General features: G+C 68.7%; 8 protein-coding genes. 3 read left to right on the top strand and 5 right to left on the bottom strand.

The window, feature by feature from the left end:
• The 5 genes from B2U11_RS05600 to flgK form a co-directional block, all read right to left on the bottom strand.
• Positions 1-1,022 (bottom strand): MlaE family ABC transporter permease (locus B2U11_RS05600; RefSeq protein ID WP_292070484.1); only part of this gene is annotated, 1,022 nt, incomplete at its 3' end.
• A gap of 230 nt (positions 1,023-1,252) precedes the next feature.
• On the bottom strand, positions 1,253-2,704 hold the full coding sequence (locus tag B2U11_RS05595) for a UdgX family uracil-DNA binding protein (RefSeq protein WP_292070483.1): 1,452 nt from the start codon (positions 2,702-2,704) through the stop codon (positions 1,253-1,255).
• On the bottom strand, positions 2,705-3,943 hold the full coding sequence (locus tag B2U11_RS05590; RefSeq protein WP_292070482.1) for a putative DNA modification/repair radical SAM protein: 1,239 nt from the start codon (positions 3,941-3,943) through the stop codon (positions 2,705-2,707). It lies immediately after the preceding gene.
• A gap of 68 nt (positions 3,944-4,011) precedes the next feature.
• Positions 4,012-4,980: a hypothetical protein gene (locus B2U11_RS05585; RefSeq protein ID WP_292070480.1), complete on the bottom strand. Its 969-nt coding sequence runs from the start codon at positions 4,978-4,980 to the stop codon at positions 4,012-4,014.
• Positions 4,977-7,067 carry a flagellar hook-associated protein FlgK gene (gene flgK / locus B2U11_RS05580; protein WP_292070479.1) on the bottom strand — a complete coding sequence of 697 codons (2,091 nt, stop codon included), beginning with the start codon at positions 7,065-7,067 and terminating at the stop codon, positions 4,977-4,979. Before flgK ends, B2U11_RS05585 begins: the two co-directional genes overlap by 4 nt.
• A 389-nt stretch (positions 7,068-7,456) precedes the next feature.
• Here flgK and B2U11_RS05575 point away from each other — a divergent pair, with 389 nt between their 5' ends.
• The 3 genes from B2U11_RS05575 to B2U11_RS05565 form a co-directional block, all read left to right on the top strand.
• The gene (locus tag B2U11_RS05575; RefSeq protein ID WP_292070477.1) at positions 7,457-9,394 is read left to right on the top strand and encodes a flagellar hook-length control protein FliK; all 1,938 of its coding nucleotides are present in this window, start codon (positions 7,457-7,459) and stop codon (positions 9,392-9,394) included.
• Positions 9,395-9,396: 2 nt separating this feature from the next.
• Complete coding sequence (locus tag B2U11_RS05570; protein WP_292070476.1) at positions 9,397-10,119, top strand: flagellar hook assembly protein FlgD; 723 nt, start codon at positions 9,397-9,399, stop codon at positions 10,117-10,119.
• A 49-nt stretch (positions 10,120-10,168) separates the two neighbouring features.
• The coding region (locus B2U11_RS05565; protein ID WP_292070474.1) for a flagellar hook-basal body complex protein at positions 10,169-11,535 on the top strand (1,367 nt) is incomplete at its 3' end.

Below are 11,535 nucleotides of genomic sequence, written 5' to 3'. Positions count from 1 at the left end.
CCCAGGCTCTCCACGTCGCCGGCCACCGACATGCCCTGGCGGCAGCCGATGGCGGCGATGACCAGGGCGAAGACCGGCGCCTTCACCAGTCCGACCATCATGTGCTGCGCCATGGTTCCGTCCTCGACCAACCGCTGGAAGAAGAAGGCCGGCCCAAGGTTCAGACTGCTCCAGCAGACGATCAAGCCGCCGAAAAGGCCGCCCAGCATGCCCAGAAAGGTCAGCAGGGGCAGCATGACGACGAGCGCCGCCAGCCGCGGCACTACCAGCGCCTGGAACGGGTTGACGCCCATGACCTGCATGGCGTCCACCTCTTGGTTCATCCGCATCGAGCCGATCTCCGCCGCGAAGGACGACGAGGACCGACCCGCCAGGAGCACCGAGGCGATGACCACCGCGAACTCGCGAAACATGGCCACGCCGATCAGCTGGACGGCGAACACCTGGGCGCCGAAGTCGGTCAGCAGGTCCACGCCGATGAAGGCGACCACCGCCCCGATAAAGAAGTTGGTCATCATCACGATGGGGATCGCGTCCAGGCCCGACCGTTCGGCCTGGCTGACCCAGGCGGGCCAGCGGATGTCGCCGGGATGGCGGGCGGCCTCGACCACCGCCGTCATCAGGCGACCCAGAAAGGCCAGCGACAGCATCGCTTCGGCGCCGAAGTCATAGACGCCCCGCCCGATCTTGCCGAAGGATCGGGTCAGCATGTCCGGGCGCTTTGGCGCGGGCGCGCTTTTGCGCTCCAGCGCTTCGATCATCTTGTAGATGCGACCCGCTTCCGGCCGCCCCTTCCAGGCGGACTTCGGCAGGCGGCCGCCGGACGCCTGAACCAGCGCCAAAGCGCCGGCGGTGTCGAAACGACCCAAGTCGGCGGTGTCCACGCCGTCCACTCGGCGACCGTCCAGATCACTCTTCAGGCGCTGGGGCAGCCGTCCCAGCGCCGTCGTGGTCCAGTCGCCCGTCAGGCGCAGCGTGGCGCCGTCAGCGGCGTCCTGGATTTCATAATCCGCCTGACTCATCGGTCCCCGTGTCGGCAAGCGGCCGTCGTTGTCGGCGCCCGACACCACGACGCACCCGCGATCCCAACTCGCCTAATGGTCAAGCCGGTCGATGAAGTCAACGTGCGATGACATCGATATGCCGACATCGCCGTTTCCTGTGCGAAGCGTGGCGCCCCCATACGTCTCGTTCCTAACCGCTACGCTCGCGGTCCGGATCAAACGCGGCGGAACGGGATTCGTTCGCCCTGTCAGGCCAGAAGCCGACGAACAGTCTTCAGGTCGTCGACAAGGTCGGCGCGCGCCGCGTCCCGAGCCGCGGCGTCCGGCAATCGCAAGAGGTAGGATGGGTGCACCGTCAGCACGCCGGTCGCGCCGTCCGCCAGTTGCAGCGGATGGCCGCGCTCTCGCATCACGGCGGGCTTTCTTCCCAAGACCGCCAACCCCGCCGTCGCGCCCAGCGCCACGATCACCTTTGGCTGAATCAGGCGACGCTCGGCGTCCAGCCACCAGCGGCAGGCCTGCACCTCTCCGGCGTTCGGGGTCTTGTGCAGACGGCGCTTGCCGCGCGGCTCGTGCTTGAAGTGTTTGACGGCGTTGGTGACATAGACGTCGGACCGGTCGATGCCGGCCTCCTCAAGCGCCGCATCAAGCACCTGCCCCGCCGGCCCGACGAACGGACGGCCCGCCAGGTCTTCCTGATCGCCCGGCTGTTCGCCGACGATCATCAGCCGCGCTGAAGCCGGCCCCTCGCCGCAGACGCCCTGGGTGGCGTCGCGATACAATGGACAGCGCCGACACGCCTGAACCCCGCGCTCCACGGCTGTCACGGTGTCCGGCGCGGCTTCGGCGTCGGGTCGATCCTGGTGGACGTCGCGCGCGATCGCCTTGGCGAAGCGGGCGTTCGGGTCGGGAGCGGGGGCGGCGACCATGGCCTCCATTCGAACCTGCGCCGAGGCCACCAGTTCCGGGATCAGCGCCGCCTCGGGCAGATTCTTCCAGTAGCCCTTGGCCATCTCCCCCTGCATCGTCTTCACCTTCAGACGCGCGGGATTGAAGGTGGAGGCGTAGTAGGTCTTCCAGAACTCTTCGATCTCGTCCTCGGTCGGCGCCATGTCACGCGTCGCGGCGGGGCCGAAGCGCAAGGTCTCACCATCCCAGAAGACCGAACCGTCGGGCGTCAGGATCGACCAGCGCATGGCGGTGAAGCGGCGCTGAAAGAAGGGCGCCGTGCGCTCCAGCACCCGGTGCGCCGGCTCGAACCACGCGACCCAGGCCTCGCCCCGATCGTCGTGCGTCTGTCGAAAGCGGACGAAGGCTTTCATCTTGTGGGCGGCGCGGCTGACGTTCTTGGCCCTTTCGAGGGCGTCGGCGACGTCGGGATCGGAGATGACGCGGATCAGGTCGGGATCGTCGCGGAGACGCCACAAAAGGCGATACATCAGATCGAACCGGTCGATCGAGCGATGCAGGATCACCGCGTGCGCCAGATCGACGAAAGCCTTGGGAACCGAAAACTCGGGCTCGCGCCCGCCCGCGTGGCCGGAGCCAGGCGAGGCGTCGTCGAACAGCCCGCCCTGAGCGGTTCCTCCCGCCACGACGAAGCGCGCGGCGGCAGGCTCGACGCCTGCCAGTCGCATCTGGCGCGCTGCCTTCCGCCAGCCGTCGAAATCCGTTTCAGACGCCAGCTCCGCCGTCGTCATTCAGAACAGACTCAACTGTTCGGGCGCGCGCGTCGTCACCCGCGCCCGGAGATCGCCCGCGTCCGTCAGTCCGCCCGGCGACCAGTCCAGGGCGGTGATGAAGGGCCGCACCTTGGCGACGGAGCGTGTCAGCCGGCCCACGTCTTCCAGTCTTAGTGTACGATAGCGCCGCACCGACACGATGCGGTCGACCGCCTTGACCCCCAGCCCCGGCACGCGCAGCAGCATCTCGCGCGACGCGCGGTTCACATCGACAGGGAATTGTTCGCGGCGATTCAGCGCCCAGGCCAGCTTGGGATCGACGGCCAGGTCCAGCATCCCACCGGTCGCCGCCTCCCCGATCTCGGGCGCAGAGAAGCCGTAGAAACGCATCAGCCAGTCGGCCTGATACAGCCTGTGTTCACGCATCAGCGGCGGGCGCGACAGGGGCAGGATCGAACTGGCATCGGGGATCGGGCTGAAGGCCGAATAATAGACCCGGCGCAGACCGTAACCGCCATAGAGCGAGGCGCTGCGGTCCAGGATTTCCGTGTCCGGCGCGCCGTCCGCGCCGACGATCAGCTGGGTGCTCTGGCCGCCCGGCGCGAACCGGGGCGGTCGGGCGCGGTCGCGGCGGGCGGGCTTGGCGGCCTCCACCGCCTGGCGCACCTGCCCCATCGCCTTCTTGATGACCCCCACATCCTTCTGAGGGGCCAGCCGCGACAGGGCCTCGTCGCGCGGAAGCTCGATGTTGGCCGAAAGTCGATCGGCGTACAGGCCCGCCAGATCGACCAGCCGGGGATCGGCCTCCGGGATCAGCTTCAGATGGATATAGCCCCGGAAGTCGTGGACGTCTCGCAGGATGCGGGCGACCTCGACCAACTGTTCCATCGTATAATCGCTGTCGCGGATGACCCCGGACGACAGGAACAGCCCCTCGATGTAGTTGCGCCGATAGAAGTTCAGCGTCAGGTCCACCACCTCGGCCACGGTGAACCGCGCGCGCTCCACGTTCGAAGACGCCCTGTTGATGCAATAGGCGCAGTCGTAGATGCAGAAGTTGGTCAGCAGTATCTTCAGCAGGCTGACGCACCGGCCGTCCGGCGTATAGGCGTGGCAGATCCCCATGCCCTCGGTCGAGCCGATCCCGCGCCCGCCCACAAAGTCCCGTTTGGACGTCCCCGACGACGCGCAGGACGCGTCGTATTTGGCGGCGTCAGCCAGCACGGACAGCTTGCGGCGAAGATCGAGACGAGCCATTCGTTCATGTTATGTTCCATTAGCATCCCGCGTCCAGCGTGGCCGTTGTCTTTTTCTTTCAATCGTTTCTAGGTCCGCAGCAGGTCCAGCAGAGACGTCCCGCGCAGCGAGTTGATGACCTGGGCCGAGGCCTCGATCGCAACCTGGGCCAGTTGCAGGTCGGTGATGGCCTGGGCGGCGTCATAGCCCGTCTTGTCGATCATCAGCTTGTCCAACGAGGTCTGGCGGCCTTCATGAGCGTTCAGCGTGTCCTCGACATGGTTCTGCATCAGGCCGTTCTTGGCGGTCTGGTTGGTCACCTCTTTGTTGGCGGCGTCCAACTGCTTCAGTTGCTCGGTCAGGAAGGCCTGAACATCCGCCGAGGGTTTGCCGCTCAGGGTTCCGGCGCCGGCGGGCGTATAGGTCACGCCGTCGATGGTGACGGGCGTTCCCTCGTTATAGGCTTGAAGGTTACGGAAAACCGTCGCCAGCGGCCCGCCCAGCTCATTGGCCAGGAAGCCGGTCTCCAGCGTCGTGTTCTCGTCGATGCGCGACTTGTGCTTCAGGGAGTCGTTGGCGAAGACGTCGTCCACGCTGGCGGCGGCCGTCAGATCGGCCATCGATTTGGCGGTGGCGGGCGCGGTGTCGGTCTGGCCCCCGGCGAACAGGTACTGGCCCTGATAGGTCGCGTTCAGTCCCGACTGGAAGGTCTGGAACTGCAGCCCCAGCTCGGTCATCAGGCTGTCCAGCTTGCCGGCCGACAGGGCGTTGGCGATGGCCTCGCGCGCGCCATTGCCCCCGGCGTAGACCTGGCTCATCGCCAGGTCTTGGGCGTCCAGCCGACCAGCCGCCGACTTGCCCGCCTCGACGAAGCCGTCCAGCCGCGCCTGCGTCGACTTCAGCGCGGTGATGGATTCCGCTTGGCGACCGTAGCCGGCCATGTCGGTGGCGATGCGGCCGCTGTCGATCCGCTCCTGCGCCTGCTGCGCGCGGCTCTGGGCGCCCATCAGGTCCAGCAGCGCGGACTGGTAGTTGGAGAAGGTGGCGACGCGGGTCATCTCAGCATCCCGATCAGCGTGTCATACATGTCGTTGGCCGCCTGGATCAGCCGCGCCGAGGCGTTGTAGGCCTGCTGGAAGGTGGTCATGTTGACCAATTCCTCGTCCAGGTTGACGCCTTCCTTGGACTGTCGGCGATTGTTGGCCTCCTCCAGCACCGCGGAGGCCGTGTCGGCCCGGCTCTTGGCCGCCGAAGCGCGGCTGCCGATGTCGCCGGAGAAGTCGGCGGCGTAGTTCGACAGGGTCTTTGGCCCGCCCGCCGCGCCGCCCGCCGCCGCGAAGCCGACCGTGCGCTTGCCGATGTCCGACAGCGCCAGCGCGCCGCGCCCGTCCGCGGCGCTCAACGCCGGGGTTCCCGCCGCCGCCGACAGGTTCAATTGCGCCAGGGCCAGCTTCGACGGGTTCGACTGGATGTCCTGGCGCACGGAAAAGCCTTCCGTGCGCGCCGCGCGCACCCCGCCGCCGATGCCGAACAGATTGGACATCGTCACGCCGGAAGGAACCTGGCTGGTGGTGTCGCGCACCACCGACAGGGTCGAGCCGGAACTGTCGTAACTCTTGAAGGTCAGGGTGCCGGCGCCGTCCAGACTGAAGGCGCCGTAACGACCGACGCCCGTGACCGGATTGTTCAGCGCGCTCAGCAGTTCAGCCATCGTGCCCGCGCCGGGGGGCACGGCCACGCTGATGTCGCGCACCCGCGCGCCATCCGCGCCGGTGAAGCGGAAGGTCACGCTCTCCCCGGCTGTGAAGCCGTGCGACGACGTCAACGTCAGACCGGTTTCGTAGGTGGTCGGCGTGTCGCTGACGACCAGGTCGTTCAGGCCGAACCAGTGGGAAAAGCCCTTGCCCCCCTTCAGGCTGGGATCGACGGCGGCGTCCGCGATCGACAGACCCGCGCCTCCATCGCCGTTTAGCGTCAGCACGCCATTGGAGAAACTGGCGGTGGCCACCCCCGCCAGTTGGGCGTTCAGGCTCGCCAGGTCGGTCGGCGGATTGTTGGTGAAGTCGATCACCGCCTGGCCGGTGACGACGCCGGCCGCGTCGACGGTGGCGACCGTCACGACCCCGGTGAAGCCCGCCAGCGCCGTCTCCAGCGACTGGCCGGTGTTGCGTCCCGTCAGGGTCGAGGGCGCGGGCACGCCGGTGCTGGCGTTGTGGGCGCGGTTCAGCTCGTCCGCGATCCTAGCCGTCAGTTCGGCCAGCCGTTCGGCGGCCGCCGGGGCGTCCTGGTCGCGCAGTTCGACCAGCCCCTTGATCTCGCCCGAACCGATCCCTTCCAGCGCCAGGGACCGCGATCCGCTGGGCTCGGTCAGCCAGATGTCGTTGAAGCTGGTCGTCGCGCCGACTGTTCCCGCCGGCTCATACGACAGGGTGGCGTGACCTTCGCCAACCAGCGTCGCGCCGGTGTTGGTGCGGATGGTCACGCCGCCGTTGGCGCGCGCCTCCACCTTGACGTCCATCAGCTCGCCCAGCTGATTGATCAGGGACTGCTGGGCGTTCTGGGCGCCGGTCGCGTCCTGGCCCGTTACGGTCGCCGTGGCGATGGTCTTGTTGAGCTTGTCGATCTGCTCCAGCAACGGATTGACGGACTGGACCACGGCGCCCAGCCGGCTGTCCGCCTCCTGACGCAAGGCCTGGATGCGCTGCGAGACGGACTTCGCCTCGTTGAACAGGGCCTGGGTCTTGTAGATGGTCTCCTGCCGCGCGGGCGAGGAGGTCGGCGTCTCGGCCAGGGCGGTGAAGTTGGCGAACAGGCTGTCGATGTCCCCGAACAGGCCGCCGTCGCCGCTGGGGTCGCCGAAGGCCGTCTGGATCTGATCGTAAAGCTCGTTGCGCACGGCGTAGCGCGCGGAGTCGGCGCTGGCGCTCATGCTCGCCGCCTGCAGAAAGCGGTCGGTCGACAGGCGCACGCGCGCTACGTCCACGCCCGCCCCGCCGCCGGCGGTGACGGCGGCGGTCTGGTCGACCACCTTTCGGACATAGCCGGGCGTGTTGACGTTGGAGATGTTGTCCGAGACGACGCGCAGCTGAGTCTGGGCCGTCTGCAGGCCCGACACGCCGATGTTCATGATCGAGTTCAGAGACACCGCCGGCCCTCCCCGCCCAGACCCGCGCCCGGCAAGCCTTGCCCGGCCACGCGCAAATCTTGCCCCGCCGCGCGGCGAGACGGTCGCTGCAACGCGTTGATTTGCAAAGATAAGCGTTTTTGACGCGGGTTCATGGCCGATGTCGCCGCAAACCTTGGGCCACGGCGATCGGCTCAATCGTCCGTCCCGCGCCAAGCCCGGCAAAATTGCGGCGGCGCACGGCAAGAATGATCCTGCAACCACAAGACGGGCGCAGGAGCGATGTCGATAAGTCGCTGATTTTACTATCTATTTAGAAGCGGCTGCCGGCTGGCCCGCCGCTTGCGACGGGGGCGGCGAACCTTCCGGGCGCAGCAGGCGCCGCCGTCTTGAAAGCCGCCTCGCGCCCCATGCCTTCCGCCGCCGCCCTCATCGCTGCTGTCCCGGCCGCCGCCGGAACCGTCGCCCCTGCGCCGGGCGGCGCCGAGGTCGGTGCGGCCGACGCCTTCGCCGCCGCGCTGGCGGGCGTGCGCGAGGGTGTCGTGAAGGACGCACCGGCGAAGATGCAGGGCGAAACCACCGGGCGCGCCTTGCCGGCCAGATCGGTCGGCCGGCTGGATCTGGCCGGCCTGGGCGACGCCGAGGTTCAGGAAGTTTCGGTCGTTGCGGTCGCCGTCTCAGCGGCCGGCCCCGAAGGCGCGATCGTCCAGGTCGAGGCCTTCCCTGACGAACGCCAGCCCACGCTCGTCCCTGGAACGGCGGAAATCGCAGACCGGGAGGCGCCGGACGTCGAGGGTTCGCTGCTGACCGTCTCTCAGGGTCCGCTCGCGCCGGCCGCGCCGCCCGCGCCCCTCTCGGTCGCCCCCTCCGCCGCGACGGGCGACGAGGCGGCGGCCAGCGCACTAGCGTCGTCCGCCATGCTTGCGGCCGCGCCGGACGCCGCCGGTCCGAAGGCGACGCCCGCAGACGTTTTCCCGCCTCAGACGACCCCCGCCGTCGTCGGTCAGAGGGAGGCCGCCGTCCCGCAAACGGCCGCGACGCCGACCGAAGGCGGCGCAGCCGCCCGCGTGCAGGGATTGGACGCCCCGCCCGCCTCAAAGGTCGAAAAGCCAGACGGCGCCGCCCTCGAACATCCTCGCCCCGCCAAGGCGGAGGCGACAGCCGCGCCCGCGCCCGCGCCCGCCGCGACGTCCCAGACCGCGCCCGTCGTCCATGAGACCGCGAAGCCGGAGCCGACGCAAAGGGTCGCCTCGACCGATCCTCTCTCGAACGCGCCTGCAGCGCCCGCGCGCGAAGCGACCGCGCCAGCGGCAGCCGCCACGCTGAAGGCGGCCGCCTCCGACGCCCGTCCCGTCGAGACGCGGGCGGCGGTCAATATCGACGCGGTCCATATCAGCGCCGTCATCCAGAAGCCCGTCGTCGGCCTCGCCGCCTTGGCTCGACCCGTTGCAGTCCCCGCCCCGGCTGTCGTGTCGTCTTCGACCGCCGAACCGGCGCAAACCGATGATGCGGCGGCGACAGACGCGCCCGCCGAACCGGCCGCGACGTCGCAAGACGTCCCGTCCCGCCCAAACATCGCAGCCGCTCCGGTCGCCGCCCCGCTGCGGCACGAAGCGCCACCGTTGCGTCCGCTGCGCCACGAGACGCCCGCGCCGTCGACGTCGGCGCCTACCGACGCGTCTCAGACGGCGCCGTCGCCCGCCGCCGCTGAATCCGAGGTGAAACCTGAGGCGCCGACGCTGGCGGACGCTCCGTCGGGCCCGGTTGCGCCGCCCGCGACGACTGACCCGGCGGCCGCCCCCCTCGACCAGGCCGTGGACGCCGCCCCGGCCGACACGACGCCGGACGCAGCCCGCGCCGATAATCCGGCCGCCCAAGCGCGCGATCCGCTGGCGTCGGCCTTGTCGCGCGCCACCATCGAGACCACGGCCCACCTGGCCGCACAGATCGCCCGAAAGCTGGAGGGCCGCTCGACCCGGTTCGACATGGTGCTGACGCCCGAGGACCTGGGTCGCGTCGATGTCACGGTCGAGATCGATTCAGATGGCCAGTTGGCCGCGCGCCTGGCCTTCGACAACCCCGCCGCCGCCGCCGACCTGCGGGGCCGCGCCGACGAGCTGCGTCGCCAGCTCCAGGACGCCGGCTTCCAGCTGTCGCAGGACTCGCTCGACTTCTCCCAGCGTGATCCGTCCTCGGGCGGGGGCGCGTTCGATCGCCAGCAGCAGCGCAACAGCCTGTTCGCCGGCGGCTCGCGCCTGGCCGCCCAGGCCGATCTCGCCGCCGCGCCGATCCCCGGCGCCTGGACCAACCATTCCCTGACGCCCGAGCGCGTCGATGTGAGGGTCTGACCATGGCTGACGCCATTTCGTCCGTCGACGCCGCCGGCCGCCTGAACGCGGGCTCGGTCGCCCTGTTCGACAACTTCGAGACCTTCCTGACCCTGCTGACCACGCAGATGAAGAACCAGGACCCGCTGTCGCCCCTGGATTCCAACGAGTTCACCGCCCAGCTGACCCAGATGGCCGGCGTGGAGCAGCAGTTGCTGACCAACGACCTGCTGACCAGCCTGCTGTCGGCCCAGGCCGCCGGCGGCCTGGACAACGCCTCCAACTACATCGGCAAGAACGTCACCGCCGCCTGGACCGCCACCGAACTGGACGACGGCCAGGCCACCTGGGCCTACGAGCTGGCCTCCAACGCCGACAACGTGACCCTTCAGGTGGTCAACAGCAGCGGCCAGGTGGTTTGGGAAGGCGCCGCGCCGGACAAGAGCCAGGGCGTCCACAGCTTCACCTGGGACGGCAAGATGACCGGTGGCGACGTCGCCGACGACGGCGGCGTCTATACGCTGAAGGTCTCGGCCAAGAACGCCGCCGGCGGGGCCGTCGATGCGCAGGCGCTGATCCAGGGCCGCGTCACCGGCGTCGAGATGTACAACGGCGAGCCCTATCTGGTGATCGGCGATTCCATCCTTCCGCTTTCGACCGTGATCTCGCTGAACGAGGTCAGGGCCGACAACGACACCGACGATACGGAGAATCCGGACGTCCAGACCGAGGAGGCGGCCGCATGATGCGCTCCGCCGCCTTTTCGATGACCGTTACGCTTAAGGAGCGTCCCCAATGAGCCTCAACAGCGCCATGCTGGCCGGCGTGTCCGGCCTGGCCGCCAACTCCGCCGCCCTGGCCGCGATTTCCCAGAACATCGCGAACGTCAACACCGTGGGCTACAAGCGCACCCAGGGCGAGTTCCAGACCCTGGTGAACAGCCAGTCCAAGTCCGGCGGGGGCTACTCCGCCGGCGGCGTCGCCATCTCGGCCCGTTCCTTCATCAGCCAGGAAGGCCAGCTTCAGCGCACGACCGAAAGCACCGATCTGGCCATCGACGGCCAGGGCTTCTTCGTCGTGACCGACAAGGCCGAGGGCGTGGCCGCCACCGACACCCGCCTGTTCACCCGCGCCGGCGCCTTTCGCGTCGACAACATGGGTTATCTGAAGAACAGCGCGGGCCTGTACCTCCAAGGCTGGCCGGTGGATTCCAACGGCGAGATCTCGACCGACCCGTCCGACCTTTCGCGCCTGCGCTCGATCAACATCGGCTCGGTCGGCGGCACGGCCGAGCCGACCACCCGCGTCCAGATCAACGCCAACCTGCGCTCGACGCAGGAGTCGTCGCCGGCCGGCAGCGCCTCAACCTACAAGGGCGTGGACGACGCCGCCAACGTCAAGCACGACGTCTCGGTGCGCTACACCCGCACCGGCGCCAACGCCTACGACGTCACCATCAAGTCGGGCACCCAGACGATCACGGGTCAGGCCACGTTCGATCCCGCGACGGGCGCCCTGACCGGCCTGACCGGCCTGACCGCCAACAACGGCGCGGCGGCGGTCGACGCCGGCCTGACGACGCTGAGCTTCACGCCGGCCACGGGTGCGCCCTTCGACATCGCCCTGGCCGACATCGGCCTGCAGAGCAACGTCGCCGCCGCCAGCAAGTACGACGCGTCGGTCAACTCGATGGCGATGTACGACGCCGACGACGACAATCCCTTGGGCGTGAAGCCGGACTTCAAGATGAACATTCCGGTTTCGGATTCGAAGGGCGGCCAGCGCAACCTGGAAATCCGCTTCCTGAAGAGCGACGAGCCCAACATCTGGTACGCCGAGATCGTCTCGGTCCCGCCCGAGGACGTCGTCACCGGCTCGCCCTACAGCAACGGCCAGATCAAGACCGGCAAGATCGCCTTCACCCCGTCGGGACGCCTCGACGTCGAGACGATGCAGAACTGGCCGGCCGGCACGGGCCTGTTCGACGATCCCACGCAGGCCACGCTGACGTTCGAGGAATCCGATCCCGACGAGGTCATCGACCCGTTGAACCCCGCCGACAACGGCCGGGTGAAATGGGCCGACGGCCTGGGCATCGCGGCCCAGACCCTGACCCTGGACCTGAACACCTCGGCCGGCGGCCTCAGCCAGCGCTGGCTGAG

The sequence above is a fragment of the Brevundimonas sp. UBA7534 genome (assembly GCF_002479325.1).
Classification (GTDB): domain Bacteria; phylum Pseudomonadota; class Alphaproteobacteria; order Caulobacterales; family Caulobacteraceae; genus Brevundimonas.
The sequence above is the reverse complement of the archived record's forward strand: the minus strand, read 5'-3'. Positions and strand labels throughout refer to the sequence as shown.

Bases quoted from the DNA above. Each gene is read 5' to 3' on its own strand.
- B2U11_RS05585 (WP_292070480.1), bottom strand. From the start codon at position 4,980: ATGACCCGCGTCGCCACCTTCTCCAACTACCAGTCCGCGCTGCTGGAC.
- B2U11_RS05575 (WP_292070477.1), top strand. From the start codon at position 7,457: ATGCCTTCCGCCGCCGCCCTCATCGCTGCTGTCCCGGCCGCCGCCGGA.
- B2U11_RS05595 (WP_292070483.1), bottom strand. From the start codon at position 2,704: ATGACGACGGCGGAGCTGGCGTCTGAAACGGATTTCGACGGCTGGCGG.
- B2U11_RS05570 (WP_292070476.1), top strand. From the start codon at position 9,397: ATGGCTGACGCCATTTCGTCCGTCGACGCCGCCGGCCGCCTGAACGCG.
- B2U11_RS05590 (WP_292070482.1), bottom strand. From the start codon at position 3,943: ATGGCTCGTCTCGATCTTCGCCGCAAGCTGTCCGTGCTGGCTGACGCC.